This is a genomic window from Shinella sp. 1A1 (assembly GCF_055379515.1).
Genome location: NZ_AP039672.1, coordinates 1522940 through 1548696 on the forward strand (window position 1 = coordinate 1522940; position 25757 = coordinate 1548696).

At 65.5% G+C, this 25757-nt stretch carries 24 protein-coding genes; 9 read left to right on the forward strand and 15 right to left on the reverse strand.

Annotation, left to right across the window (positions count from 1 at the left end; translation table 11 throughout):
- Positions 1–246: 246 nt before the first annotated feature.
- The 10 genes from ACZ48C_RS23840 to ACZ48C_RS23885 all read right to left on the reverse strand — a co-directional run bounded on the left by ACZ48C_RS23840 (position 247) and on the right by ACZ48C_RS23885 (position 10416).
- On the reverse strand, positions 247–951 hold the full coding sequence (locus ACZ48C_RS23840) for a ParA family protein (RefSeq protein ID WP_424546504.1): 705 nt from the start codon (positions 949–951) through the stop codon (positions 247–249).
- Between the two features lie 106 nt (positions 952–1057).
- Positions 1058–2146, reverse strand: a complete 1089-nt coding sequence (locus tag ACZ48C_RS23845; RefSeq protein ID WP_119254342.1) for a protein-glutamate methylesterase/protein-glutamine glutaminase — start codon at positions 2144–2146, stop codon at positions 1058–1060.
- On the reverse strand, positions 2146–2997 hold the full coding sequence (locus ACZ48C_RS23850) for a CheR family methyltransferase (RefSeq protein WP_464783207.1): 852 nt from the start codon (positions 2995–2997) through the stop codon (positions 2146–2148). Before ACZ48C_RS23850 ends, ACZ48C_RS23845 begins: the two co-directional genes overlap by 1 nt.
- A gap of 16 nt (positions 2998–3013) precedes the next feature.
- Positions 3014–3508: a chemotaxis protein CheW gene (locus ACZ48C_RS23855; protein ID WP_119254344.1), complete on the reverse strand. Its 495-nt coding sequence runs from the start codon at positions 3506–3508 to the stop codon at positions 3014–3016.
- 2 nt (positions 3509–3510) lie between these two features.
- Entirely contained in the window at positions 3511–5316 is a 1806-nt protein-coding gene (locus ACZ48C_RS23860; RefSeq protein ID WP_464783208.1) for a methyl-accepting chemotaxis protein, read from the reverse strand.
- 184 nt (positions 5317–5500) lie between these two features.
- The gene (locus tag ACZ48C_RS23865; RefSeq protein WP_464783209.1) at positions 5501–7195 is read right to left on the reverse strand and encodes a methyl-accepting chemotaxis protein; all 1695 of its coding nucleotides are present in this window, start codon (positions 7193–7195) and stop codon (positions 5501–5503) included.
- Between the two features lie 17 nt (positions 7196–7212).
- On the reverse strand, positions 7213–7731 hold the full coding sequence (locus ACZ48C_RS23870; RefSeq protein ID WP_119254347.1) for a chemotaxis protein CheW: 519 nt from the start codon (positions 7729–7731) through the stop codon (positions 7213–7215).
- Complete coding sequence (locus tag ACZ48C_RS23875) at positions 7728–9725, reverse strand: chemotaxis protein CheA (protein ID WP_464783210.1); 1998 nt, start codon at positions 9723–9725, stop codon at positions 7728–7730. Before ACZ48C_RS23875 ends, ACZ48C_RS23870 begins: the two co-directional genes overlap by 4 nt.
- The gene (locus ACZ48C_RS23880; protein ID WP_119254349.1) at positions 9722–10090 is read right to left on the reverse strand and encodes a response regulator; all 369 of its coding nucleotides are present in this window, start codon (positions 10088–10090) and stop codon (positions 9722–9724) included. The genes ACZ48C_RS23875 and ACZ48C_RS23880 overlap by 4 nt, the downstream gene beginning before the upstream one ends.
- Positions 10090–10416: an STAS domain-containing protein gene (locus tag ACZ48C_RS23885; RefSeq protein WP_464783211.1), complete on the reverse strand. Its 327-nt coding sequence runs from the start codon at positions 10414–10416 to the stop codon at positions 10090–10092. Before ACZ48C_RS23885 ends, ACZ48C_RS23880 begins: the two co-directional genes overlap by 1 nt.
- A 364-nt stretch (positions 10417–10780) precedes the next feature.
- Between ACZ48C_RS23885 and ACZ48C_RS23890 the strand changes: the two genes are divergently transcribed.
- The 4 genes from ACZ48C_RS23890 to modC all read left to right on the forward strand — a co-directional run bounded on the left by ACZ48C_RS23890 (position 10781) and on the right by modC (position 15474).
- Positions 10781–12505, forward strand: coding sequence for a type VII secretion target (locus ACZ48C_RS23890; protein WP_464783212.1), 1725 nt, complete (start codon positions 10781–10783; stop codon positions 12503–12505).
- Positions 12506–12675: 170 nt separating this feature from the next.
- Positions 12676–13449 carry a molybdate ABC transporter substrate-binding protein gene (gene modA, locus ACZ48C_RS23895; RefSeq protein ID WP_313192109.1) on the forward strand — a complete coding sequence of 258 codons (774 nt, stop codon included), beginning with the start codon at positions 12676–12678 and terminating at the stop codon, positions 13447–13449.
- 253 nt (positions 13450–13702) lie between these two features.
- Positions 13703–14404 (forward strand): molybdate ABC transporter permease subunit, encoded by a 702-nt coding sequence (gene modB / locus ACZ48C_RS23900; protein ID WP_203317960.1) that lies wholly within the window; start codon positions 13703–13705, stop codon positions 14402–14404.
- Positions 14401–15474 carry a molybdenum ABC transporter ATP-binding protein gene (modC, locus tag ACZ48C_RS23905; RefSeq protein WP_464783213.1) on the forward strand — a complete coding sequence of 358 codons (1074 nt, stop codon included), beginning with the start codon at positions 14401–14403 and terminating at the stop codon, positions 15472–15474. Before modB ends, modC begins: the two co-directional genes overlap by 4 nt.
- Positions 15475–15477: 3 nt before the next feature.
- On the opposite strand, the gene ACZ48C_RS23910 is transcribed toward modC, so the two are convergent.
- Both ACZ48C_RS23910 and aptA read right to left on the reverse strand, forming a co-directional pair.
- Positions 15478–15837: a winged helix-turn-helix domain-containing protein gene (locus ACZ48C_RS23910; protein ID WP_454634067.1), complete on the reverse strand. Its 360-nt coding sequence runs from the start codon at positions 15835–15837 to the stop codon at positions 15478–15480.
- A 57-nt stretch (positions 15838–15894) separates the two neighbouring features.
- Positions 15895–17232: an omega-aminotransferase AptA gene (gene aptA / locus ACZ48C_RS23915; protein WP_464783214.1), complete on the reverse strand. Its 1338-nt coding sequence runs from the start codon at positions 17230–17232 to the stop codon at positions 15895–15897.
- A gap of 239 nt (positions 17233–17471) precedes the next feature.
- Between aptA and ACZ48C_RS23920 the strand changes: the two genes are divergently transcribed.
- Entirely contained in the window at positions 17472–18020 is a 549-nt protein-coding gene (locus ACZ48C_RS23920) for a cupin domain-containing protein (RefSeq protein WP_318913295.1), read from the forward strand.
- A 45-nt stretch (positions 18021–18065) separates the two neighbouring features.
- On the opposite strand, the gene ACZ48C_RS23925 is transcribed toward ACZ48C_RS23920, so the two are convergent.
- Both ACZ48C_RS23925 and ACZ48C_RS23930 read right to left on the reverse strand, forming a co-directional pair.
- Positions 18066–18248, reverse strand: coding sequence for a YegP family protein (locus tag ACZ48C_RS23925; protein WP_119254358.1), 183 nt, complete (start codon positions 18246–18248; stop codon positions 18066–18068).
- 138 nt (positions 18249–18386) lie between these two features.
- Complete coding sequence (locus tag ACZ48C_RS23930; RefSeq protein ID WP_464783941.1) at positions 18387–19085, reverse strand: hypothetical protein; 699 nt, start codon at positions 19083–19085, stop codon at positions 18387–18389.
- 173 nt (positions 19086–19258) lie between these two features.
- On the opposite strand from ACZ48C_RS23930, the gene ACZ48C_RS23935 reads away from it, so the two are divergent.
- From ACZ48C_RS23935 to ACZ48C_RS23950, 4 genes are read left to right on the forward strand one after another with little or no spacing between them, the layout of a single operon-like run.
- Positions 19259–21691: a glucan 1,4-alpha-glucosidase gene (locus ACZ48C_RS23935; protein WP_464783215.1), complete on the forward strand. Its 2433-nt coding sequence runs from the start codon at positions 19259–19261 to the stop codon at positions 21689–21691.
- 3 nt (positions 21692–21694) lie between these two features.
- Positions 21695–22723, forward strand: coding sequence for a phosphogluconate dehydrogenase (NAD(+)-dependent, decarboxylating) (gene gnd / locus ACZ48C_RS23940; RefSeq protein WP_464783216.1), 1029 nt, complete (start codon positions 21695–21697; stop codon positions 22721–22723).
- Positions 22720–24099, forward strand: a complete 1380-nt coding sequence (gene zwf, locus ACZ48C_RS23945; protein WP_464783217.1) for a glucose-6-phosphate dehydrogenase — start codon at positions 22720–22722, stop codon at positions 24097–24099. Before gnd ends, zwf begins: the two co-directional genes overlap by 4 nt.
- A 14-nt stretch (positions 24100–24113) precedes the next feature.
- On the forward strand, positions 24114–24824 hold the full coding sequence (locus ACZ48C_RS23950; RefSeq protein WP_464783218.1) for an ROK family protein: 711 nt from the start codon (positions 24114–24116) through the stop codon (positions 24822–24824).
- Between the two features lie 88 nt (positions 24825–24912).
- On the opposite strand, the gene ACZ48C_RS23955 is transcribed toward ACZ48C_RS23950, so the two are convergent.
- Positions 24913–25686, reverse strand: a complete 774-nt coding sequence (locus ACZ48C_RS23955) for an SDR family oxidoreductase (RefSeq protein WP_454634081.1) — start codon at positions 25684–25686, stop codon at positions 24913–24915.
- Positions 25687–25757: the final 71 nt, after the last annotated feature.

Below are 25757 nucleotides of genomic sequence, written 5' to 3' on the forward strand. Positions count from 1 at the left end.
TCATTCGGTTCTATCGGAAAGCCTGCCGCACCTCCTCCCGCGGCAGGCTTTTCCGCTTCTGGGCCTGAATTTTCTCAAAAGAACAGTTCGAACGCTGGCGAGCCGGGCTTGGCGGATGTGCCCCTGCTCTCCGTCATTATGCCTATCTCTCCGTCGTCATGCTCGGGCTTGACCCGAGCATCCATCCTGTCGGTAGAGGCAGGTGCAGGAGCGTGGAAGGCGGGGACGCCGGAAAGAAGCGGTGCCTCAGGCGACGTTGCGAAGGCCCGGAATGCCGGCATGTCGCGCGGCGGGAATCTGCTGCAGCACTTCCAGCGCCAGCGCGCGGGCATTCTCCTGGGCCTTGTCCAGATTGCTGACGCGGCGCGCATCCATCGAATAGAGCGTACCGCCGCAGCCGAACATGTCGCGGAAAGCGGAGCGTTCGATGATCGGCGTTTCCAGGAGATGCACGCGCCGGGCGGCGAGCAGGTCCTTGACGGCGTTCATCGCGCGGGTCGTCACCATCGAGTTGACGCGCGTCAGCACGACGGAATGGCGGATGCGGATATCGGCCTTGTCCTCGAGATATTGCAGGAGCTCGATAACATTGGCGCCGCCCTGGGCGTCCATGGCCGACCCCTGCACGGGGATCAGCACATAGTCGGCATGGCCGACCGCCTTGGCGAGCAGCGAGGAGCGCGAGCCCGGCAGGTCGATCAGCACGAAATCGGCGCGCGCCTTCTCCTCGGCGAGTTGCCGGTCGATCGAGTTCATGGTGACGTAGGGCACCACGGTCAGCTTGCCGAGCGCGCTTTGCGATGTCTCGTACCAGCGGGTGATCCAGTGCTGCGGATCGGCGTCGAGCACCGAGACGCGGAAGCCGAGGCGGGCAAGCTCGGTGGCGAGCAGCAGCACCGCCGTCGTCTTGCCGGCGCCGCCCTTGGTATTGGCGAAGGTGATGACGGGCATGGGCTTCTCCGGATCGGTTCGTCGAGCCGGTCATCGCTCGGGCAGGCACCTTCGCATGGTGCTTCGCCACTTTCGCCCATCATGGTTAATGGTGGATGAAAATGCCTTATCTGCGCCGGTCCGCCGCGAGGATTTCGCGGGCGATCTGGTCGAGCGGCAGAATCCTGTCGACCCCGCCATGGGCGATCGCCTCCTTCGGCATGCCGAAGACGATGGAGGACGCCTCGTCCTGCGCCACCGTATAGGCGCCAGCCTGGTGCATCTCGGCCATGCCGCGCGCGCCGTCGTCGCCCATGCCGGTCATGATGACGCCCATGGCGTTGGCGCCCGCGGCGCGGGCCGCCGAGCGGAAGAGCACGTCGACGGATGGCCGGTGGCGGGAAACGAGAGGCCCCTCGCGCACCGCGACATGGTAGCGCGCGCCCTGCCGCTCCAGCATCAGGTGCCGGTCGCCGGGGGCGATCAGCACATGGCCGCGCAGCACGGGGTCGCCGTGCGCCGCTTCCTTGACCTCCACCTCGCAAAGGCTGTTCAGCCGCTTGGCGAAGGCGGCGGTGAATTTTTCCGGCATGTGCTGGACGATGACGATGCCCGGCGAATTGGCCGGCAACTGTTCGAGCAGCACGCGCAGCGCTTCCGTGCCGCCCGTCGAGGCGCCGATGCAGGCCACCATTTCCGTCGTCTTGGCCATGGCCCGGCCGGAGGGGGGCGGCAGCACGGCATCGGCGGTGAGCTTGGCCGTGGGCCCGCTTGCCGCAGCGCTGCGCCGGTTCGCGCCGAGCCGGGCGACGGCCGCGCCCTTGACCGCCTCGCGGATGCGCGTGCCGGATTCGGCAAGATGATCGGCCGCGCCGATCTTCGGCTTGAGGATGATGTCGACGGCGCCGGCTTCCAGCGCCTGCATCAGCGTCTCGGAGCCCTCTTCCGTCAGCGAGGAGCACATGACGACGGGGATCGGCCGCTGCGACATGATCTTGCGCAGGAAGGTGATGCCGTCCATGCGCGGCATTTCCACGTCGAGCGTGATGACGTCGGGCAGCTCCTCCTGGATCTTCTTTGCCGCCATGAAGGGATCGGAGGCCGCGCCCATCACTTCGATCTCGGGGTCCTCTTCCAGCACATGGGTCAGCGCCTGGCGTACGCTCGCCGAGTCGTCGATGATGAGAACGCGGATTTTCTTGGCCGGAAGGGGCATCAGATCTTCTTGAAAACCGTGTTGGCGACCTGGCGCACCGGCAGGGGAATGCCGGTGACCGTTTCGGAATGGCCCACATAGAGGAAACCGCCGGGGACAAGGCAATCGCAGAGCCGTGTCAGCACTTTCGCCTGTGTCGGCTTGTCGAAATAGATCAGTACGTTGCGGCAGAAGATCATGTGCATCGGCTCGCCCACCTTGTAGGCGCCGTCCATGAGGTTCATGCGGGCAAAGCCGATGGTCGAGCGAAGGCGGGGATGGATGCGCACCTCGCCGCGCGCGGCATCGCGCGAGATCATCACGTGGCGCCGCTGGAGTTCGGCCGGCACGGGCTGGACCATGTCGCGCGGATAGACGCCGCGGCGGGCGGCGGCCAGCACATCGGTCGAAAGGTCCGTCGCGAGAATCCGGTAGTCGATGCCGGATGTGGCATCGGCGAAATCCTGCATGACCATCGCCATCGTATAGGGCTCGGCGCCGATCGAGCAGGCGGCGCTCCACAGGCGCAGCCGCTTGTGCCCGCCCGCGACCAGTTCCGGCAGGCCGGTCCGCTCCATGAAGTCGAAATGCTTCGGCTCGCGGAAGAAGTCGGTCTTGTTGGTCGTCACCGCGTCGATCAGGAAGATCGCTTCCTTCTCGATGCCGTCATGCTTGAAGAGATAGTCGCAATAGGCGTTGAAGCTGGGGATGCCGGTGGCCCGCAGGCGTCGCCGCAGGCGGCCCTCCAGCATGGTCAGCTTGGTGATCGGCATCTTGATGCCGCTATAGTCGTAGATATATCGCGACAGGGCCTCGAAATTCCGGCTGCTCAAGCCGTCTTCGCCCGCCTGCGCCCGCAATGCTGCTCCCACACCCGTCTCCTCGAGATTATGCCGTCGCGGCGAGGCGGTTCGCCGTTCCCATCATCGCCACTTCCGCGCTGGAGAAGAGGCGGGCGAGATCGACGATGACGACGAAGCCACCATCGCGGCGCACGACACCGGCAATGTAGTCGGAGGGCCAGCGCACGCCGATGTCCGGCGCACCCTCGATCTCCTCCGCACGGAAGGGAATGACCTCGTAGACGCGGTCGGCGACGAGGCCGAGCGTCAGGGTCTTCTCGCCGATCGGCACGTCGAGCACGAGCGCGCGCGTGTGCGGCGTCCTCTCCGTCTTCGTCATGCCGAGACGGAGACGCAGATCGATGACCGGCACGCCCTGGCCGCGCACGTCCCGGAGCCCGAGCAGGTAGTCCGGCCCATGCGGGATCCTGAAGGCTTCCTCATGATCGAGGATTTCCCGGACCACCGAGACGGGGACCGCGAAGACCTCGTTGTCGAGGGAGAAGGTAACGTACTGGGATTCGGAGGACGTGCCGGCCATGATCAAGCGCTTTCCCTGAAATCTGCGTCGTCGGCATCCGGGCCGCCCATCGACATGTCGAGGGCAAAGCCGCGGGCGCGGGCCTGCTGGGCATTGACGCTGTTGTCGGACTTGCGGGCGGGTGTGGCCGCGGACTTGGCGGCCGGGCGTGCCGCTGCCGGCGCCGGGCGGCGCTGGGCGGAAGCCGGGACGCCCGCCGCGCGGTCGACGCGGAAGAAGGCGATGGAGGTCTGCAGTTCCTCGGCCTGGGCGGCAAGCTCCTCCGAGGTGCCGGACATCTCTTCCGACGCGCCGGCATTCTGCTGCGTCACCTTGTCGAGCTGCTGGATCGCCTCGTTGATCTGCGAGGCGCCGATATCCTGCTCGCGGCAGGCGGCGGAGATCTCGGAGACCAGCTCGGCGGTCTTGCGGATATCGGGCACCAGCCGGTTCAGCATGTCGCCGGCTTCCGTTGCGACGGAGACGGTCTGGCCGGACAGCGTGCTGATCTCGGCGGCGGCCGCCTGACTGCGCTCGGCGAGCTTGCGCACTTCCGAGGCGACGACGGCAAAGCCCTTGCCGTGCTCGCCGGCACGAGCGGCTTCCACCGCGGCGTTGAGGGCGAGAAGGTCCGTCTGGCGGGCGATTTCCTGCACGATGGAGATCTTCTCCGCGATGGTGCGCATGGCGCCGACGGCGCGGCCGACCGCTTCGCCGGAAGCTTCCGCGTCCTTGGCGGACTGGCGGGCGATCTTCTCGGTCTGGGCGGCGTTGTCGGCGTTCTGCTTGATGTTCGCGGCCATCTCTTCCATGGAGGCGGAGGCCTCTTCGGCGGAGGAGGCCTGCTCGGTCGCGCCCTGCGAGAGCTGCTCGGAGCTGGCCGAAAGCTCCTGGCTGCCCGAGGAGACGTTGTTGGCTGCCGAAAGGGCATCGGCGACGACGCCGCGCAGGCGCTCCACCATGCTTTCCAGCGAAATGCCCAGCGTATCCTTGTCGGAGAGGGCCTTCGGCGTCACGGTCAGGTCACCATTGGCGATCTGGTCGGCGATGGTGGCCGTGTTGCGCAGGTTGCCGGTCATCACGTTGATCGTGTCGACAAGGTCCTTGATCTCGTCATTGGTCCTGATCTCGACATTCTGGTCGAGGTCGCCGACCGCGACGGCTTCCGCGACGCTCCGGATCTTGCGCAGGCCGGTATTGATGCCGAGCGCGATCCAGAGGGCGGCGGCGACGGAAAGGACGAGGGCGGAGAGGGTCAGGATGACGAGCGTGTAGAACGCCGTCTCGTAGCCGGCATCGGCGACCGTGTCGGAATCCTTGATCGCCTGTTCGGTCAGGTTGGCGAGAGCGGCCGTCATGCCGTCCAGCTTGTCGGCGGCGACGGCGCCTTCCGTTTGGTTGATCTCAAGCGCCATGTCACGCTGGCCGGAGGCCATCAGCGAGACGATCCTGTCGTTGATGGCGAGGTAGTCGTCCCAGAAGTCGCGAATCTCCTGCCACTTGGCCTTGAATTCGCCGGTCGCGTCGTTCTGGCCGTCGTTCAGCGCCTTTTCGAAGGCCTCCCGCTCGGCCGCGATGGTGGCCTTCGCCTTGTTCGTCCGCTCGAGCGTCGTCGCGAGCAGAAGGTCGGCCTCGGCAAGGCCCAGTCCGTCGAAGGCGGCCGCGAGGTCGTTGGAATAGTCGTCCTGCTGGATCGGGCCTTCGATAAGGTCGTTGCGCAGGGTGTTCATTTCGCTGAGGCTGCGGATACCGATGCCGGCCGAAATACAAAGAAGGGCGATGAGGAAGCCGAAGGCGAGGCCCAGCTTCAGCTTGATGGTAAGGCGCATCCTGTTCTCCTTGCAGATGCCTGTTGAGGGCGGAGCGGCCGCAAAGCGGTGCTCCCATGCGTGAAGACCGATACACTCACCCTTCCGCGGGCCGCCGGAGCAGCCCTTTCGCCGGCGCTGACATGCGCCGATGTCGATTGCACGGCGCGCCCGTTGCCGGGCGCGCCGCCATCATTGGTTCCGATCAGGCGCTTTCCCTGAAATCTGCATCGTCGGCATCCGGGCCGCCCATCGACATGTCGAGGGAGAAGCCGTTGCCGCGCGCCGCCTTGGCGCTCGCCGGCGCGGGGCGATGGGCAGGGCTCGCGGCCGGCCGCTTGGCGGCGGGAGCGGCCATCTTCGCAGCGGTCGCCCGCAGCCGGTCGGCGTGGTTCGGTTCCTTGCGGGCACCGTCGACGCGGAAGAAGGCGATGGAGGTCTGCAGTTCCTCGGCCTGGGCGGCGAGCTCCTCCGAAGTGCCGGACATCTCTTCCGAGGCGCCGGCATTCTGCTGCGTCACCTTGTCGAGCTGCTGGATCGCCTCGTTGATCTGCGAGGCGCCGATATCCTGCTCGCGGCAGGCGGCGGAGATCTCGGAGACCAGCTCGGCGGTCTTGCGGATATCGGGCACCAGCCGGTTCAGCATGTCGCCGGCTTCCGTTGCGACGGAGACGGTCTGGCCGGACAGCGTGCTGATCTCGGCGGCGGCCGCCTGACTGCGCTCGGCGAGCTTGCGCACTTCCGAGGCGACGACGGCAAAGCCCTTGCCATGCTCGCCGGCACGGGCGGCTTCCACCGCGGCATTGAGGGCGAGAAGATCCGTCTGGCGGGCGATTTCCTGCACGATGGAGATCTTTTCCGCGATGGTGCGCATGGCGCCGACGGCGCGACCGACCGCTTCGCCGGAAGCTTCCGCGTCCTTGGCGGACTGGCGGGCGATCTTCTCGGTCTGGGCTGCGTTGTCGGCGTTCTGCTTGATGTTCGCGGCCATCTCTTCCATCGAGGCGGAGGCCTCTTCGGCGGAGGAGGCCTGCTCGGTCGCACCCTGCGACAGCTGTTCGGAGCTGGAGGAGAGTTCCTGGCTGCCGGACGAGACGTTCTCGGAGGCGGAAAGCGCGTCGGCGACGACGCCGCGCAGGCGCTCGATCATCGTGTTGACATGGCCGAGCATGTCGCCGATCTCGTCCTTCGTGGTGATGTCGGCAAAGCGGGTGAGGTCGCCATCGGCGACGGCCTGCACGGCGCTCGCAGCGCGGCCGAGGCCGCGGTTGATCGACAGGACGATCCAGGTGGCTGCAAGCGCTGCGATCAGAACCGCGATGGCGGCGGCTGCGATCATGACCGTCCGCGTGCTTTCATATTGCGCCTGGGCGCCGAGTTCGGCTTCGTCCAGGCGGCTTTCCTCGAGCTTGACGACTTCGCTGAGCAGCTTGTCGATCTCGTTGGTCACGGCGCGCGCATCGGTGTTCGAGATGCGGGTCGCGCCGTCCATGTCGCCGGCGAGCGCCAGCGCCCGGATGCGATCGTCGTTGCGGCGGAAATCGGTGGTGAAGGCGGAGAGCTTGTCCCACATCACCTTGCCCTGTTCCGTCGCCTTGGCGAGAATCTGCCCGAAGGTTGCGTCGAATTCCTTGCGCGCCTCGTCGCTGAGACCGATATAGCGGTTCGTCTCGGTGGTGCTTGCGGAAGACAGCATGTTCTTCTGCTGGCGGATCTGCTGGAGTTGCAGGTTGTTCAGCGTCTGGGTGAGCTTCAGGCGCTCGGCCGGGCCGTTCAGCACGTCGCTGAGCGTCGTGTTGAGACCGCCGAGGCTCATGATGCCGTAGCCCGCGGTGCCGAGAAGCACCGCGATCATGAAGCCGAATGTCAGGAACAGCTTGAGTTTTATGGTAAAGCGCATGGGTCTCTCCTGAGTGCCTAGTTCGGCGCTTGCGCGTTGCCGGTGCGTTCCTTCCGGGAGGAAAAGATCGCGTGCAGATTCGGGACGATGATGAATTCGCCGCCCCGCTTGACGAGGCAGTTGATGTAGTCGGCGCGCCAGCGCATGCCGACGCTCGGCGGCGGCTCGCTGGCGACCTTCGGCAGGGTCGTGACTTCGTTGACCTTGTCGGTGCGGATGCCGACCAGCGTCGGTTCGTCGTCGAGGTCGAGCTCGATGACGACGATGCGGCTGTCTATGGTGGTTTCCGTCGCGTCCATGCCGAAGGCGAGACGGATGTCGGCGAGCGGGATCACCTTGCCGCGGAAGTTGATGACGCTGGAAACGAAGGGCTTGCTGCCGGGAACGTGGGTCTCCGGCAGAAGGTCGAGGATTTCCTGCACGACGGTCGCCTCGATGGCGAAGGTCTCGCCGTTGAGGTTGAAGGTGAGGACGGAAAGGTCTTCCTCAACGCCCCAGATCGTGTCGTGGTCGAGTTTCCGTGCTGCTTCGCTCATCCTGCCGCCCGCATTTGCGCCTCCTGATGCTGTCCGGCCGCGACCAGATGGGTGACGTCGAGGATCAGCGCGACGCTGCCGTCCCCGAGGATGGTCGCGCCCGAGAAGGTGGCGACGTCATGGTGCAGCTTGGACATGGATTTGATGACCGTCTGGTGGTCGCCGATGATCTGGTCGACGACGAGGCCGACACGCTCGGAGCCCGTCGAGATGACGACGACCTTCTGGTGCGGATCGGGTTGGGTGCCGGTGCGGAAGAGCTCGCGCAGGCGCAGGAACGGCACGAGGCTGTCGCGCAGCGAGATGAAGGAGCGCCCGCGCGAGCGCAGGTCGTCTTCGAGCGAGAGCTCCAGGCACTCCTCGACCGCCGAGAGCGGGATGACATAGCAGCCCTCTCCGACACGCACGAGCAGGCCGTCGATGATGGCGAGCGTCAGCGGGATGCGCAGCGAGACTTCCGAGCCGTCGCCCGGCTTGCTGGTGATGTCGATCGCCCCGCGCAGCGCTTCCACCGTCTTCTTCACCACGTCCATGCCGACGCCGCGGCCGGAAAGGTTGGTGACCTGCTGGGCGGTGGAGAAGCCCGGCTGGAAGATGAGCTGCAGCAGTTCCGGGTCGGAGAGCGCTTGGCCCGGCTGGATCAGGCCGGAGGCCTCGGCCTTGGCGCGCACGCGCTCACGGTTGATGCCGCGGCCGTCGTCCTTGATGGTGATGATGACCTCGCCGCCCGTCTGATGGGCCGAGAGAAGGACCTTGCCCTTCGCGTCCTTGCCGGCGGCGATGCGCTCCTCGGGCTTTTCGAGGCCGTGGTCGATGGAGTTGCGCACGAGATGGACGAGAGGATCGGCGAGCCGGTCGATGACCGTCTTGTCGACCTCGGTGCTCTCGCCCTCGGTAATGAGTTCGATTTCCTTGCCGGTCTCGCGCGACAGGTCGTGCACGAGACGGCGGAAGCGGCTGAAGAGGCTGGCGACCGGCATCATGCGCAGCACCATCATCGTGTCGCGCAATTCGCCGGAAAGGCGCTCGATCTCTTCCGAGACGGAACGAAGGCCAAGGTCGGCCGCCGCGCCCGCAAGCTGGGTGAGGCGGGACTGGGCGATGACGAGCTCGCCGACACGGTCCATCATCTCGTCGAGCCGTTCGGCGGGAACGCGGACGTTCTCGGCCGACTTCGCCTGCCTGGAATCGTTGGCAGCCTGCACGGCCGGCGCTTCGCGCTCCGTCACCACCACCGCCTTCGGCAGGGGGGCGGGCTCGGGCGTTGTGGCCGGAGGCTCGATGGCGATCTCGGTGATCTCCAGCTCCATGTCGTCCATGACGAAGATGAAGACGTCCTCGATGTCGCTGCGCGGCTTGTCGGTCTTCAGCGTCACGTCCCAGGAAAGGTGGATGTCGCGCGGGTCGAGTTCGGCAAGCTCGGGCACCTTCGCCGCATCGGCGACGATCCGGCATTCGCCGAGGTCGCGCATCTCGTCGAGCAGGCCGAGCGGATTGGTGCCGTTCGCCATGGCGTTGACGGGCAGGCTGAAGCGGATGCGCCATTCACGCATGCCGCCGGACGCTTCGGCCACCGGCGCAGTCGCGACGGTAACGCTTGCCGCGGGGGCGGGCGAGCCCGCGCCGTTGACGGCGCGGTGCAGGTTGTCGAGGAGGCTCGCGCTCATCGCGTCATGGTCGCCGTTCGGCGTTTCGAGCAGGGCGCGCATGTGGTCCTGCGCGGAAAGGACCGCCGAGACCAGTTCGTGCGTTGCCGGCACGTCGCCCTTGCGCACGCGGTCGAAGGCGGTCTCGCAATGATGCGTGAAGGCGGCGAGCGCCTCGAAGCCGAACATCGCGCCCGACCCCTTCAATGTGTGCAGGCCCCGGAAGACCGCGTCGATCTGGTCGCGGTCGTCGAGGCTGCGGGTCAGGTCCAGAAGGCCGGACTCGATCTGTTCCAGCAGTTCGGCCGCTTCTGTCCGGAAGACTGAGATCGGGTCCGGGTTGCTCATTTTCCGAGGACCTTCCGGGCTATCTTGACGAGGCTTTCCGGATCGAAAGGCTTGGTGAGCCAGCCGGTGGCGCCGGCGGCTTTGGCCTGCGCCTTCAGTTCGCCGTCGGATTCGGTGGTGAGGAAGATGACCGGCACGCCGGTATGCGCGGGCAGCTTGCGCAGCTCGCGGATCATCGTCAGGCCGTCCATGTTCGGCATGTTGAGGTCGGTGACCACGAGGTCGTATTCACCTTCCTTCAGCTTGTTGAGGCCGTCGAGCCCGTCGACCGCCTCGGTCACGGCATAGCCGGCATTGCTGAGGGTGACGCGTGTCGTCAGCCGGATGCTGGCGGAATCGTCCACGGTCAAGATTTTCGCGGTCATCAATTCTTCTCCTGATGCAGCCAGAAATGCGCGGCGTCCGGCGTCATCTCGTCGAGAAAGCCGCCGCGCTTCAGCACGTCGTAAAGGTCCCCCGCCGCCGGTCGTGCAAGTAGAAGCCGGCCCGCGCGGGACGCAGCGTGCTTGCGCGCCGCCGTCACGAGCTGGACGAAACTGAGGTCGACCTGCGCCTCCGCGTCGATATCAAGTATCGCTGCCGGATTATTGTTCAGATGGCTCAGGATAAGCTCCTGGACCGCCGATATGTTCTTGATGGTAAGCGCCGTTGGCAAGGTTAACGGTGCGTCACCGGGCAGGGTGGAGGACATGGAGGCCCCGATAAACGTTTCTGAAGGGAGTATTTCCCGCGCCAGAATTCCCAGATACGCTTAATGAACCGTAAAGCCCGGTTGCCAAATTCATCTAATGGTAGTCAAGAAGAGGAAAATACACCAACTCACCTTAGGGTAGTTTTTCAGTGTAAGTTATTGAAAAATAAGAGACTTAAATATGATTAGACATTAGAGATATTATTTATAAATCCCTAATTCCTGGGGTGAGTGCAGCTTCGGGTAGTGGCGCGAAAACCGGGCATTTGGAGGCCGATTCTACTCCATCAGAAAATGCGAATTTACTGCGCGTTACCTTGTTCGCCCTAGGGTCGGGCCAGGTTTCTTGAAAGTGGGGTATGGCGTGTCAGGAACAGCGAGCGCAGTCCGCATTGAGCGGCAGACGGCCGAGGCGGAACTCGTCTCCCGTCTCGAAGGGGCCCGTTCCCGCATCGAACAGCGCTTCCTCGACGGCGGCGTCGTGCTGCTCGCCGTCCTCGACGTGCTCAACCGCCTGGTGGCGTCGCTGGAGAACCTGTCGCAATCGCTCGACGACGAGGCCGCCGAGGCGACGATCGGCCGGCTGGTCGCGACGGTCGACCAGCTCACCGCCCTGCCGGCCATCGAGGAGACCCGCCAGCAGCGCCTTGCCGGCGTCGCGGTGACGGAGAAGTCGCTCGGCACCCATATCGCGGACATGCAGGAGACGCTGCGGTATCTCCGCACCTTCGCCACCACAGCCAAGATCACCGGCGCTGCCATCCCGGACTTTTCGGGCTTCGCGGAAGAGATCCTCGAGCGCATCCATTTCGGCACGAGCGAGGTCAATGCGCTCGGCGCCCGGATCGGCACGCTCGGCGGCGTGATCGACGCTGCGTCCGCCGGGGGCGGGGAGGCGCTGGAGCGCTTCCGCCGCAGCGTGCCGGACATTGCCGGCAACCTCTCGCGCAATGCGGCGGATCTCACCGCCCAGCGCCGCCATCTCTCGCAGCTTGCCGGCAAGGTCGGCAGCTCCGCGCGCCTCGTGCAGACGAAGGTCGCGACGACGCTCTCCTCCATGCAGATCGGCGACATCACCCGCCAGCGCATCGAGCACTGCCAGTCCGCCTTCACCTTCCTGGAGGAATATCTCGCTTCCGCGGCGCTGGACGGCGATGCGGGCGGCCGGCTCACGGCGCTGGTGCGCCATCTGGTGCGCGCCCAGCTCGTCGAGATCGCCCGCGACTTCGAGCGCGAATGCCGGACCGTCGTCGGCACGATCCGCAGCTTCGGCGCGGATATCGATGCCCTGATGGCGCTTTACGGCGACATGGATGCCGGCGATGGCCATTCCGCCGACCGCGCCATGCGCACGCTGGAAGCCGATATCGATGCCGCCCGCACCGTGGTGCGCGATATCGAGCAGGCTGCCGGCAAGGCCAATGCGCTGGGCTCGAGCACGGTCGAGACCGTGCAGGAACTGCTGAAGGGCGTGAAGACCATCCAGCTCGTTCGCACCGACATCCAGTACATGGCGCTCAACACCAATCTGCGCTGCAGCAAGCTCGGCGAGGAAGGGCGGGCGATCAATGTGGTGACGGCGGAGCTGCGCAGCTTCTCCGCGCAGCTCGACGAGACCGCCGAGCGCATCCTCACCGCCCTGCAATCGCTGGAAGACGACGCCGTCAAGCTCGGCGCGGCCGGCAATGCCGCCGATGGTTCCCTCGATGCCCGGCTGGAGGAGGTTCTGGACCATATCCGCCGCGCGGGCGACCGCATGGAGGAGGACATGGTGGCCCTGCGCGATTGCAGCGCCGACATTTCCGCCAAGGCCGGCCGCACCATCGCCGATCTCGATTTCAACGCCGAACTCGGCGACGTGCTCGCCGATTGCGCCGGGAGCGTCGGCGACCTGATCGGCCCCGACCTGCCGGACACTGCCGGCCTCGAAGAAGCGCTCGCCGATCTCGGCGGCCGGATCGCCCGGACCTATACGATGGTTTCCGAACGGGAGGTGCACGCCCGGGTCTTCGGCACGACGGTGGAAATGCCCGCCGCGCCCGCCGCCGCCCAGAGCGACGAGGACCTCTTCGACGACGCTCTGTTCTGAGCCCTTCGTTCCCGCATTGTCGATGCCATGCGATCGGCCGGTCATTCCGGCCGATTTGCCATAGGTAATTTCACTATATTTTTGAAAATATAGCGCTGGCCAAGCCGGAAACATCGATATATCCAAGGGGATATGACGTTGCCGCAAAGGCAGAAAAAGGGAGAACAGGAATGAACCGTCGTCTGCTTCTGAAACTGGTCGTCGCCGCCTTCGCGGCCATGCCGCTCGCCCTGCCGGCCGCCGCCGCGGAGAAGGTCACCGTCTTCGCCGCTGCCAGCCTCAAGAACGCGCTCGATGCCGCCAATGCCGCGTGGCAGAAGGAAACCGGCAACGAGACGGCCGTTTCCTATGCTGCAAGCTCGGCGCTCGCCAAGCAGATCGAGGCGGCCGCGCCCGCCGACCTCTTCATCTCGGCAGACCTTGCCTGGATGGATTACGTCGCCGAGAAGAAGCTGATCAAGGACGACACCCGCTCCAACCTCCTCGGCAACCGTATCGTGCTCGTCGCGCCGAAGGACAAGGCCTCGACGGTCGAGATCAAGGAAGGCTTCGACCTCGCCGGCCTCGTCGGCGACGGCAAGCTCGCCATGGGCGCGGTGGACAGCGTGCCGGCCGGCAAATACGGCAAGGCGGCGCTTGAAAAGCTCGGCGTCTGGTCCGCCGTCGAAGGCAAGGTGGCGGGCGCCGAAAGCGTGCGCGCCGCGCTCGCGCTCGTCTCGCGCGGCGAAGCGCCCTACGGCATCGTCTACGAGACGGACGCCGCCGCCGATCCGGGCGTTGCCGTCGTCGGCACCTTCCCGGAAGACAGCCATCCGCCGATCATCTACCCGGTTGCCATCCTCTCGGAATCGCAGAGCCCGGCCGCCGGCGCCTATCTCGACTTCCTGAAGTCCGACAAGGCCGCCCCCTTCTTCACCGAGCAGGGCTTCACCATCCTGAAGTAAGACGAGCCTCGCGACAGGCCGGGATGATATTGTCGGCCTATCGTTTTTGGTGGCCGGAAATGCCCCTTGCGAGGTTGCCCCTCACCCTAACCCTCTCCCCGCTTGCGGGGAGAGGGGACTTGCCCGACACAGGGGTGGACGCTTGGGAAACCAGTGCGGCATATCCCTTCGCCCCGCTTGCGGGGAGAAGAAGGTGGCCGGCAGGCCGGATGAGGGGCGCCCCACCCGGACGGCGGCAAAGTAAGGAGACGGCGTGGACTGGTTTGCCTTGAGCGCTGAGGAATGGACGGCGATCCGGCTGAGCCTCAGGGTCTCGACCGTCGCGGTGCTCGTCAGCCTGCCGCTCGGCATTCTGGTCGCGCTGGCGCTGGCGCGCGGCCGCTTCTGGGGCAAATCGCTTCTGAACGGCATCGTCCATCTGCCACTGATCCTGCCGCCGGTCGTTACCGGCTTCATCCTGCTCATCCTGTTCGGCCGGCGCGGGCCCATCGGCTCGGTGCTCGCCGAATGGTTCGGCATCGTGCTCTCCTTCCGCTGGACCGGCGCGGCGCTTGCCTGCGGCGTCATGGGCTTTCCGCTCATGGTGCGCTCCATTCGCCTTTCCATCGAGGCGGTGGACCGCAAGCTGGAGGAAGCGGCCGGCACGCTCGGCGCCAGCCCCGCCTGGGTCTTCCTCACCGTCACCCTGCCGCTCATCCTGCCCGGTGTCATCGCCGGCATGATCCTCGCCTTCGCCAAGGCCATGGGCGAGTTCGGCGCGACCATTACCTTCGTCTCCAACATTCCCGGCGAGACCCAGACGCTCTCGGCGGCCATCTACACCTTCACCCAGGTGCCGGGCGGCGATGCCGGCGCCATGCGCCTCACCGTCGTCGCCATCGCCATTTCCATGGTCGCGCTCATCGCCTCGGAAATCCTCGCCCAGCGCCTCGGCCGCAAGGTGAACCTCGAATGAGCCTCGCTGTCGAAGCACGCCACCGGCTCGGCGATTTCACCCTCGACGCCGCCTTCACCTCCGATGGCGGGGTCACGGCGCTCTTCGGCCGTTCCGGTTCGGGTAAGACCTCGCTCATCCGCATCATCGCCGGCCTGACGCGCCCGGCGGAAGGCGTCGTGCGCCTCGGCGACGACGTGCTGGTCGATACGGCGCGCGGCATCTTCGTGCCGCCCCATCGCCGCCGCTTCGGCTATGTCTTCCAGGAGGCGCGGCTCTTCCCGCACCTGACTGTCCGGCAGAACCTCAATTACGGCCGCTGGTTCTCGCCGAAGGGCACGCGCCCGGAAAGCCCGGATCGTGTCGTCGGCCTGCTCGGCATCGGCGACCTCCTCGACCGCCAGCCGGCCAATCTTTCCGGCGGCGAGAAGCAGCGCGTCGCCATCGGGCGCGCGCTGCTCGCTTCCCCGCGCCTCCTGCTGATGGACGAGCCGCTTGCCGCGCTCGACGAGGAGCGCAAGGCGGAGATCCTGCCCTATCTGGAGCGCCTGCGCGACGAGGCGGGCATTCCCATCGTCTATGTCAGCCATTCCGTCGCCGAGGTCGCGCGGCTTGCCGACCGGGTCGTGCTGATGACGGGCGGCCGCGTCGAGGCGGTCGGGCCGGCCTCCGACGTGCTCGGCGGCCCCCGCCTTGCCTCCGCCGCCGACCGCCGCGAGGCGGGCAGCGTGCTGTCCGGCCATGTCGAGGCACGCGATGCGGCGCATGGCCTTGCCACCATCCGCCTCGACGGCGGTGCGGCGATCCTCGTGCCCGGCGCTGCCGTTTCGCCCGGCGAGGCGGTGCGCCTGCGCATCCCGGCGCGCGACGTCATGGTGGCGACGGTGCGGCCGGAGGGCCTTTCCGCGCTCAACATCCTCGAAGGCACGGTGGAGACCATCGAACCGGACGGCGAGGGCATGGTGAGCCTGCGCATCGCCTGCGGCGGCGATCACGTCCGCGCCCGCATCACAGCGTTCTCCGTCGAACGGCTCGGCCTTGCGCCCGGCCTGCCGGTGCACGCCGTCATCAAGACGGTGGCGCTGGAATAGGGATCAGTCCGCCAGGTTCGCGACCAGCCAGCCGATCTCCTCGGCAAGCGCCAAGCGCGCCTTTTCCTCCATGGCATGGTAATGCGCGATCAGCGCCTCGCCGAAGGGCGTCAGCACCGCGCCGCCGCCCTGCTTGCCGCCGCGCTGCGATTCCACCACCGGCTGGCGGAACAGCCGGTTCATCTCATCGACCAGCAGCCAGGCCCGGCGATAGGACATGTCCATCGCCCGCCCGCCCGCCGAGATCGAGCCCGTTTCCCTTATATGCGAGAGAAGCTCGATCTTGCCGCGGCCGATGCGCCCCTCCGGCTCGAGCTGGATCCGGAAGATGATCTTCGGTTCGGTCTTGGCGACTGCTGACATGAAACTGGCCCGTATGGATACGGGCCAGTTATAACAGCGTTTTCCGCGGATTAAAGCTCAGGCTGCCCGCTTCAGGGCATCGCCGAGGATCGAGACGATGTCCTCGAAATGCTTCTTTTCGGCGATCAGCGGCGGCGAGAAGGCGATGATATCGCCGGTGACGCGGATCAGCAGGCCCTTCTCGAAGCAGTCGACGAAGACGTCATAGGCGCGCGCGCCCGGTGCGCCCTCGCGAGGTGCCAGCTCGATGCCGGCGATGAGGCCGATGGTGCGGATGTCGATGACGTGCGGCAGGCCCTTCAGCGAATGCATCGTCGCATGCCACTCGTCCTGCAGCTCGGCGCCGCGGGTGAAGAGGCCCTCGTCGCGATAGATGTCGAGAGTCGCGATGCCCGCCGCGCAGGCCGCCGGATGGCCGGAATAGGTGTAGCCATGGAAAAGCTCGATGGCGTTTTCCGGCCCGTGCATCAGCGCGTCGTGGACCTTGCGGCTGGCGAAGACCGCGCCCATCGGGATCGCGCCGTTGGTGAGGCCCTTGGCGGTCGTCACGAGATCCGGCGTCACGCCGAAATAGTCGGTGGCGAAGGCGGCGCCGAGGCGGCCGAAGCCGGTGATAACCTCGTCGAAGATCAAGAGGATGCCGTGCCTGTCGCAGATCGCGCGCAGCTTTTCGAGATAGCCCTTCGGCGGGATGAGAACGCCCGTGGAGCCGGCGACCGGCTCGACGATGCAGGCCGCGATGGTTTCCGCGCCGTGCAGGGCGACGAGCCGTTCGAGATCGTCGGCCAGTTCCGCGCCATGCTCCGGCTGGCCCTTCACATAGGCGTTCTTGGAAAGATCGTGCGTGTGGCGCAGGTGATCCGAGCCGGCAAGCTGCGGGAAGACGCGGCGGTTGTTGACGATGCCGCCGACCGAGATACCGCCGAAGCCGACGCCGTGATAGCCGCGCTCGCGGCCGATGAGGCGCGTGCGCGTGCCCTGGCCGATGGCGCGCTGGTAGGCGATGGCGATCTTCAGGGCCGTATCGACCGATTCGGAGCCCGAGCCCGTGTAGAACACGCGGTCGAGCTTCGCGCCTTCAGGGCCGGGCGCGATTTCCGCGAGCCGCTCGGCGAAGTCGAAGGCGATCGGATGGCCCATCTGGAAGGACGGCGCGAAATCCATCTGCGTCAACTGGCGCTCGACGGCGGCGGCGATCTGCCGGCGGCCGTGGCCGGCGTTGCAGCACCAGAGGCCCGCGGTGCCGTCGAGGACCGTGCGGCCGTCGGTGCTGGTGTAATACATGCCCTCGGCGCTCGCGAGCAGGCGCGGCGCGGCCTTGAACTGGCGGTTGGCGGTAAACGGCATCCAGTAGCTGTCGAGCACCGGGGCATTGGGTTTGTTGTGAACGTTCATGGTGGATCTCCTCCCAAAGCAATTCCGGCAAAAGTGCGTAGCGGTTCTGCGTCCGGAATTGCGAAAAACGAAAAGGGTAGAGCGTTTCCGCAAGAAGGTGGAAATGCTCTGGCTGAGGGATTGACGCCATGATTTGCCATGCCGAACAAGTCCTTTTCTGATTGACATCAAGCATTTGAAAATAAAGGATGCAGCGAGAGTGGTTTTCGCTATTTCGAACATCTGAAACAGGAAATGTCATGTCGGTCGATATCGGAGGCAGGCTGCGTCATCTGCGCCTGGCCCACAATCTCTCCCAGCGGGAGCTCGCCAAGCGCGCCGGCGTCACCAATTCGACCATCTCGCTGATCGAATCGAATGCCTCGAACCCGTCGGTCGGTGCCCTCAAGCGCATTCTCGACGGCATCCCGATCGGCCTTGCGGAATTCTTCGCCTTCGAGCCCGACCGCCCGCGAAAGGCGTTCTACCGGGCGGACGAGCTGACGGAGATCGGCAAGGGCGGCATTTCCTACCGCCAGATCGGCGATAACCTGTTCGGCCGCAGCCTGCAGATATTGAAGGAGTGCTACCAGCCCGGCGCCGATACCGGAAAGGTGCCATTGGTGCATGAGGGGGAGGAGGGCGGCATCGTGCTGTCCGGCCGCCTCGAAGTGACCGTCGATGACGAGCGCCGCATCCTCGGTCCGGGCGATGCCTACTATTTCGAAAGCCGCCGGCCGCACCGCTTCCGCTGCGTCGGCCCGGTGCCCTGTGAGGTCATCAGCGCCTGCACCCCGCCGACCTTCTGAAACAAGAAAGCCCGCCGGGGGCGGGCTTTCGGGAAATGCGGCGGATCAGGCCTGCGTATTGTCCTCGACCGGCGCATCGGGGCCGTTCTTCTTGATCGAATCGATGGCGTTCTGCGCGCTGGCCTTGCTGGAATAGCCTTCCGTCGAGAACATGATCTCGCTGTTGTACTTGAAGCGAACGCGGAATTCGCCGGCCTTGTCCTTGTAGATTTCAAACTTGTGCGCCATGGGCTTCCCTTTTCCCGGAATGTGAATCAGACGCGCTGACCGTGCCAGCGGCAACGGGCGGTGACAAGAGCGCTGGTTGAAAAGTCCGCGGCAAATTGAAAGCGCCGGTTGGCAGGGCAGGCGCACTATTGACGAGCGTCAGGGTCTGTGCGCCGGCTCGTCGTCAGCCGGGTGCCCGCCCATTCCAAGCCCGCCGCCCATGCCGCCTCCACCTCCCATACCCATGCCGCCGCCACCACCGCCACCGCCGCCGCGCGCACCTTCCTTGCCCCGTTCCGCCTTGCCCCGGCTGCTGCCGCCAGACGGGCGGGCCGGGCCTTGCCTCGGAATGGTAAGGTCCGCGGGAACCGGATCGAGATCGAGGGCGCTGCGAATGAAGGCGCGAAGGGAGACGACGAGATCGTGGGTGTGCACCGGCCGGCCGGCGACCAGCTCACGCACCGCCTTTTCCGCGAGCCGGACCTGCTCCTCGGTGCCGAGCAGCATGATGTCGGAAAGCGCCGCCTCCACATCGTCCCGGATGCGGCGGCTGCGCTCGGAGCTGGCAGAAAGATCGACGTCGTCTTCGACCGTTGCCTGCGGCTCCGCCCTCTGGCGCAGGTCGCGCAAATGGGTGGGATCGACCGCGAGATTGCCGGTGAAGGAGCCGCCGAGCGTCTTGTAGGCGGCGATCAGGGTGCGCAGGCGCTCGTTGATCTGTCGGTTCGCCCGCTCCCGCCGCTGCTGGATCGTCACCATCATGACAAGGCGGATGCCGATGCTGATGAGCGTGAACAGCGCCAGGCCGATCAGCGTGACCAGAAGGCTGTGCCAGGAAGTGAAATCGAGATTGCGCAGCACGTTGCAGGAATCCTTGAAATGGGGACGGACGGGCCGAATCTGTCCTGCCGCCGAGGATTGCGCAATGCCGGCATCGAAAATACCGTCGCCGGGCGCTTCGCATGGTCTGGCGCAAGGCCGCCGGGTAGGTCATGTTTCAACCTTGTCCGAAAAGGGCGATGAGGTGAAGGATGGTGGACGGGTCACTCGCACCTGGGCGGCCGGGGATAGCGGCGCGCTGGACATCAAGCGCCAAGAGCGGTGTCGGAACCGCGCTCTCGTTCCGCAGCCCGCTCTGGTTCACCATCAGCCACGGTATCCTGAACGAGATCTATTATCCAAGGCCCGACAATGCCTGCACGCGCGATTTCGGGCTGGTTGTAACCGGGGCAGACGGCGGCTTCTGGGAAGAAAAGCGTGATGCCAGCCATGACGTCGAGGCCATGGAGAAAGGCGTGCCCGCCTATCGGCTCGCCAACAAGGCTCTGGACGATGCCTGGTGTATCGAGAAACTCATCCTGAGCGACCCGGCGCGGCCCTGCCTCCTCCAGGAGATCACCTTTACCCCGCTCAAGGGCAAGATTGCAGATTATCGCGCCTACGGCCTGCTGGCGCCGCATCTGGTGAATGCCGGCATGGGCAATACCGCCTGGATCGGTGAATATGGCGGCGTGCCGATGCTGTTCGCGACCGGGCGCGGCACGAGCCTTGCTCTTGCCTGCTCGCTGCCCTGGGGCGCCCGCTCCGCCGGCTATGTCGGCGTCTCGGATGGCTGGCAGCAGCTCCGCGCATCCGGTCGCCTCGATCCCGATTTCCGGCGTGCCGAAGACGGAAATGTCGCGCTCACTGCCGAAATCGGCTTTTCCGAAGACGCCCGCACGGCCGTCCTGGCGCTTGGCTTCGGCGATACGCCCGACGAAGCGGCGGAGCACGCCCTTGCCAGCCTGTCGCAGGGTTTCGATACGGCGGCACGGGCTTATCTTTCCGAGTGGCGGGAATGGCAGGCCAAGCTTGTGCCGCTCGACCGCGCCGGGCCATCCACCGCCCTCGATCCCTATCGCGTATCGACGGCGGTTCTGGCCACGCACCGTTCGTCGCAGCCTCCGGGAGCCGCGGTGGCCAGCCTCTCGATTCCCTGGGGTTCTGCCAAGGGGGATGACGATCTTGGCGGCTATCACCTTGTCTGGCCACGCGACCTTGTCGAGACGGCGGGTGGCTTTCTCGCCGCCGGCGATGCGAAAGAGGCGTTGCAGATCCTCGGTTATCTGGAAACCATCCAGCAGGACGACGGGCACTGGCCGCAAAATGCCTGGCTGGACGGCGCTGCCTATTGGCCGGGCCTGCAGATGGACGAATGCGCCTTTCCCATTCTGCTCGCCGATGCCCTGCGTCGTGCGGGCCATTTGCCGGAAGCGGGATTCCAGCGCTTCATGCCGATGATCGAGAAGGCCGCGTCCTATGTGGCTCGCAACGGCCCGGTGACCGGCGAGGACCGATGGGAGGAGGATGCCGGCTATAGCCCCTTCACGCTGGCGGTCGAGATCGCCGCCTTGCTGGCGGCCGCCGACCTGCTCACGCTTTCCGGCAAGGCGGACGCCGCCACCTACCTGCGGGAGACCGCCGATTGCTGGAATGAACAGATCGAGCGCTGGACCTATGTCGAGAACACGCCTCTCGCGGTGGAGCATGGCGTGGCCGGCTATTATGTCCGCATCGGCGCGCCGGATACCGCCGACGCCGCCTCGCCGAAGGACGGCTTCGTGCCCATCAAGAACCGGCCGCCGGAGGCCTCCAGCCTGCTGGTGCGCCAACTCGTCAGCCCCGATGCGCTGGCGCTGGTACGTTTCGGCCTGCGGGCGGCTGACGATCCGCGCATCCGCGACACGGTCACGGTAATCGATGCCTTGCTGCGCTGCGACCTGCCGCAAGGCCCGCTCTGGTATCGCTACAATGACGATGGTTACGGTGAGCATGACGACGGCGCGCCCTTCGACGGCTGGGGGACCGGCCGGCCATGGCCGCTGCTTGCCGGCGAACGGGCGCATTACGAACTGGCCGCCGGGCGGCGCGAGGAGGCGGAGCGTCTGCTCGGCGCGCTGGAGGGATCGGCCAATGCAGGCGGGCTGATCCCGGAGCAGGTCTGGGACGGCGAGGACTTGCCGGATCTCGAATTGTTGCACGGCCGCGCCTCCGGCAGTGCCATGCCGCTGGTCTGGGCGCATTCCGAGCACATCAAGCTGTTGCGCTCGCTGAAGGACGGCGCCGTCTTCGACCTCCCGCCACAGGGGATCGAGCGCTATGTCAGGAGCAAGACCATATCGCCGTACCGATCATGGCGCTTCAACCAGAAGACCGCCTCCCTGCCCGCCGGCAAGCGCCTGCGCATCGAGGTCCTGGCGGCCGCCATGGTGCGTTGGAGCCTCGACGGCTGGGCGACCGTTCACGAGAGCGAGACACAGGAGAAGGCGTTCGGCATCCATATCGTCGATTTGCCCATTGCCGATGCCGATCCTGGTGCTAGCCTTGTCTTCACGTTTTTCTGGCGCGACGCAGGCCATTGGGAGAATGCGAACTACGCCGTTGCCGTTTTGCAATCCTCTTCAACGTCACCAGCACGGGAGTAAGATATGCAGATCGGAATGATTGGCCTCGGGCGCATGGGCGCCAGTATGGTGCGGCGCCTGATGAAGGCCGGGCATGAATGCGTCGTCCATGACATCAATCCGGCAAGCGTCGCCGATCTCGCCCGGGATGGCGCCGTCGGCGCGGCTTCTATCGAGGATCTCGTCGGCAAGCTGCAAAAACCCCGCGTCGTCTGGCTGATGCTGCCGGCCGCAATCACGCGCAAAGTCGCCGGCGCGGTCGCCGATTTCATGGAGGCGGGCGATTCCATCGTCGACGGCGGCAATTCCAATTATCGCGACGCGGTCGATCAGGCCGCGCTGTTCTCAAAGAAGGGCCTGAATTACCTGGATGTCGGCACCAGCGGCGGGGTCTGGGGGCTGGACCGCGGCTATTGCCTGATGATCGGCGGTCCGGATGAGGCGGTGAAGCGCCTCGATCCGATCTTCGCCACCCTGGCGCCCGGTGCGGACGCCGGCAACGCGCCGGAGGGTGCGGCGGGCACCGCGCCCTATGGTTACCTGCATTGCGGTCCGAGCGGCGCCGGCCATTTCGTAAAGATGGTCCACAACGGCATCGAATACGGCATCATGGCCGCCTATGCCGAGGGGATGAACATTCTCAAGGCGGCCAATGCCGGCGCGCAGAGCCGCGATGCGGACGCCGAGACGACGCCGCTGGACGAACCGCATTATTACCGCTTCGACATCGACCTGGCTGAGGTCGCCGAGGTGTGGCGCCACGGCTCCGTCATCGGTTCCTGGTTGCTCGACCTCACCGCGGGCGCCCTTAAGGCCGATCCCGAGCTTTCGAAATTCAGCGGTCGGGTGTCCGATTCCGGCGAAGGCCGCTGGACGTTGAAGGCCGCGATCGATACCGGCGTTCCGGCGCCCGTTCTGTCGACGGCCCTGTTCGACCGCTTCTCCTCGCGCGGTGAAGCCGAATATGCCGACAAGCTTCTTTCGGCCATGCGCTTGGCTTTCGGCGGGCATGTCGAAAAGCCGAAGTCCCCGACCGCGGGAGAGAACGAATGAGCAGCCACCGATCCGACGTTCTGGTGCTGTTCGGGGCAACCGGCGATCTGGCCCACAAGAAGATTCTTCCCGCGCTCTACTCCATGGTGAAGCGCGGTGTTCTGACCGAACCGGTCATCGGCGTGGCGCTGGAGGATTGGGATCGCGCGAAGCTGGCAGAACGCGCGCGCGACGGCATCGAGGCAGCCAACGGCAAGGTTGACGAGGATGCGTTCCGCAAACTTGCCGATCTCCTCCACTATGTCAGCGGGGACTACCGCGACCCGGCAACCTTCACCCGGTTGAGGGAAGCGCTGTCGAGCGACAAGTCGCCGCTCTATTATCTTGCGATACCGCCATCCATGTTCGAACCGGTGGTGCAGGGGCTGGAACAGTCCGGCGGCGCCGCCGGCGCCAGGGTGATGGTGGAAAAGCCCTTTGGCCGCGATCTGCAATCGGCACGCTGGCTCAATCGGGTCCTGCACATCGTCTTCGACGAGGCGTCGATCTTCCGCATCGATCACTATCTCGGCAAGGAAGCGATCCAGAATCTGCTCTATTTCCGCTTCGCCAATGCCTTTCTCGAACCGGTATGGAACCGCAATTTCGTCGATAGCGTGCAGGTCACCATGGCCGAGAATTTCGGTGTGGAAGGCCGCGGCAGGTTTTATGACGAGGTCGGCTGCATCCGGGATGTCATCGAGAACCATCTCCTCAACATCATTCTGCTTCTGGCCATGGAGCCTCCGGCCGGCAACAATGCAGACGATCTGATCGACGAGAAGGTGCAGGTCCTGAAGGCAGTGCGCACGCTGACGGCAAACGATGTCGTGCGCGGACAGGTCGATGGATATCTGCAGGAACCGGGCGTCGCGGCGGCTTCGCCGCGCGAGACCTTTGCCGCCGTGCGCTTCATGATCGATACCTGGCGCTGGCAGGGCGTGCCTTTCTATATCCGCGCCGGTAAGAACCTGCCGGTGCATGCGACGGAGGTTCTGGTGCGTTTCAAGCAGCCGCCGATTGCCGTGTTCGATGCCGTCGCGCGTGACGAGGCGAATTATCTGCGTTTTCGCATCAGCCCCGATGTAGCCATCGGTATCGGTGCACGCCGCAAGGCGTCCGGTGATGCGATGGTGGGTGAAAAGGTGGAACTGAGCGCCCTCGACACGGATACCAGGAACGAAATGGAGCCCTATGAGCGGCTGATCGGCGATGCGATGAACGGCAATCGACAATTGTTCACCCGGCAGGATGCTTCGGAGATTGCCTGGCGCATCGTTGCCCCGGTGCTCGATGATCCGTCGCCGCCCGCCGTCTACCAGCCGGGAACGTGGGGACCGGAGGAAGCCATGGCGGGCTTCTGCCCGCCCGGCGGCTGGGTCGATCCGGGAACGTGACGGAGGGCGAGGCGATGGATGCATGCACCGAGGCAAGTCAGCCGGCAAGCGACGAGCAGAAGATCGTTCTCGCCGTCGATATCGGCGGCTCCCATGTCAAGATCCGCACCAGTTCGGGCGGCGAGGAGCGCAAGTTTACTTCGGGTGCGGGCATGGGACCTGCCCGGATGATGACGCAACTGAAAGTGCTCGCCCAGGATTTGCGCTTCGATGTTGTCGCCATGGGATATCCGGGGCCTGTCGTCCACAACCGGATCGTGCTCGACCCACGCAATCTCGGTCCGGGCTGGATAGGGTTCGACTTTGCCGGCGCCTTCGGCAAGCCGGTCAAGATCGTCAATGACGCGCTGATGCAGGCGATCGGCTCCTATGAGGGCGGGCGCATGTTGTTTCTCGGCCTCGGCACCGGGCTGGGGGCGGCCATGATCGTCGATCATGTCGCGCAGCCCATGGAATTGGCCCATCTGCCCTATAGGAAAGGCAAGAGCTTCGAAGCCTATGTCGGGGAAGCCGGGCTTGAAAAACGCGGCAGGAAGAAATGGCGAAAGTCCGTCTTCGATGTCGTGGAACGGCTGCGGGCTGCAATGGAGCCCGACGATGTCGTCATCGGCGGCGGCAATGTCGAAAAACTGGACGAAATGCCGCCCGGTGTCCGGCGTGGTGACAACGCCCTCGCCTTCGAGGGTGGTTTCCGTCTCTGGCACGACGCGGCACTCGTCGTTTGATGTCGGAACCCCGCTCCTTCACGCGGGCCGCACGAAGGAGCGGGGTAGTCCCTGGCCGCCATGGTCGCCGCCAGGTCGTCCAATGCCGTTACTTGGTCGTGTAACCGCCGTTGACGAGGATCGTCTGACCGGTCATCCACCAGCCCTCCGAGACCATGAACCGGATATAGGGGACGATGTCCTCGATATCGGTGAGGCCCGTTTTGGAGAACTTCGAGAGCGCGGCTGCCGTCTTATGGTAGGCAACCGCATCGGCGCCCTCGGCCGGATAGAAGAACGACGTGTCCATCGGGCCGGGGCCGATCGCCGTCACCGAGATGCCACGCTCGCCGAACTCCTTGGAGGCCGCGCGGGTGAAATGCTCGACCGGCGCCTTGGTCCCCGCATAGGCGGCGTAGAAGGGGGTGAACGCCCCCAGCAGCGAGGTGACGAGCGTGCAGATCTTGCCGTTGTCGTTGAGGTGCTTGCCCGCCTCCTTGATGAAGAAGAAGGCCGATTTGGCGTTGACCGCGCTCATCTCGTCGTATTCGGCTTCGGAGATCTCGAGCATCGGCTTCTTCAGCACCTTTCCGACGGTGTTGATCGCGATATCCGGCTTGCCAATCGCGGTGACGGTGTCGGCGAAGAGCTTTTCCATCGCGCCGGCCGTGGTGAGATCGGCCTGAAAGGCGACCGCGTCCGCGCCCGCTGCCTCGATGGCGGCGACGGTCGTCTCCGCATCGGCCCTGGTGGCGGCGCTGTTGTAGTGGATAGCGATCGCTTTTGCCCCATGGGCAGCGAGATCGCGGGCGATCAGCGCGCCGAGGTTCTTCGCGCCTCCCGCGATGAGAACGGTTTTACCCTTGATACTATGGTCGGTCATGGCGCGAGCCTCCGTGCTTCGTGCGGCCGCGTCATGCGATCGCTTTCGAGGGCGCACGATATCGTCTATAA

Coding starts and splice junctions, on each gene's coding strand:
- ACZ48C_RS23840 (WP_424546504.1), bottom strand. CDS start 951: ATGCCCGTCATCACCTTCGCCAATACCAAGGGCGGCGCCGGCAAGACG.
- ACZ48C_RS23845 (WP_119254342.1), bottom strand. CDS start 2,146: ATGCCCCTTCCGGCCAAGAAAATCCGCGTTCTCATCATCGACGACTCG.
- ACZ48C_RS23855 (WP_119254344.1), bottom strand. CDS start 3,508: ATGGCCGGCACGTCCTCCGAATCCCAGTACGTTACCTTCTCCCTCGAC.
- ACZ48C_RS23860 (WP_464783208.1), bottom strand. CDS start 5,316: ATGCGCCTTACCATCAAGCTGAAGCTGGGCCTCGCCTTCGGCTTCCTC.
- ACZ48C_RS23865 (WP_464783209.1), bottom strand. CDS start 7,195: ATGCGCTTTACCATAAAACTCAAGCTGTTCCTGACATTCGGCTTCATG.
- ACZ48C_RS23870 (WP_119254347.1), bottom strand. CDS start 7,731: ATGAGCGAAGCAGCACGGAAACTCGACCACGACACGATCTGGGGCGTT.
- ACZ48C_RS23875 (WP_464783210.1), bottom strand. CDS start 9,725: ATGAGCAACCCGGACCCGATCTCAGTCTTCCGGACAGAAGCGGCCGAA.
- ACZ48C_RS23880 (WP_119254349.1), bottom strand. CDS start 10,090: ATGACCGCGAAAATCTTGACCGTGGACGATTCCGCCAGCATCCGGCTG.
- ACZ48C_RS23885 (WP_464783211.1), bottom strand. CDS start 10,416: ATGTCCTCCACCCTGCCCGGTGACGCACCGTTAACCTTGCCAACGGCG.
- modA (WP_313192109.1), top strand. CDS start 12,676: ATGAACCGTCGTCTGCTTCTGAAACTGGTCGTCGCCGCCTTCGCGGCC.
- modC (WP_464783213.1), top strand. CDS start 14,401: ATGAGCCTCGCTGTCGAAGCACGCCACCGGCTCGGCGATTTCACCCTC.
- ACZ48C_RS23910 (WP_454634067.1), bottom strand. CDS start 15,837: ATGTCAGCAGTCGCCAAGACCGAACCGAAGATCATCTTCCGGATCCAG.
- aptA (WP_464783214.1), bottom strand. CDS start 17,232: ATGAACGTTCACAACAAACCCAATGCCCCGGTGCTCGACAGCTACTGG.
- ACZ48C_RS23920 (WP_318913295.1), top strand. CDS start 17,472: ATGTCGGTCGATATCGGAGGCAGGCTGCGTCATCTGCGCCTGGCCCAC.
- ACZ48C_RS23925 (WP_119254358.1), bottom strand. CDS start 18,248: ATGGCGCACAAGTTTGAAATCTACAAGGACAAGGCCGGCGAATTCCGC.
- ACZ48C_RS23935 (WP_464783215.1), top strand. CDS start 19,259: ATGGTGGACGGGTCACTCGCACCTGGGCGGCCGGGGATAGCGGCGCGC.
- gnd (WP_464783216.1), top strand. CDS start 21,695: ATGCAGATCGGAATGATTGGCCTCGGGCGCATGGGCGCCAGTATGGTG.
- zwf (WP_464783217.1), top strand. CDS start 22,720: ATGAGCAGCCACCGATCCGACGTTCTGGTGCTGTTCGGGGCAACCGGC.
- ACZ48C_RS23950 (WP_464783218.1), top strand. CDS start 24,114: ATGGATGCATGCACCGAGGCAAGTCAGCCGGCAAGCGACGAGCAGAAG.
- ACZ48C_RS23955 (WP_454634081.1), bottom strand. CDS start 25,686: ATGACCGACCATAGTATCAAGGGTAAAACCGTTCTCATCGCGGGAGGC.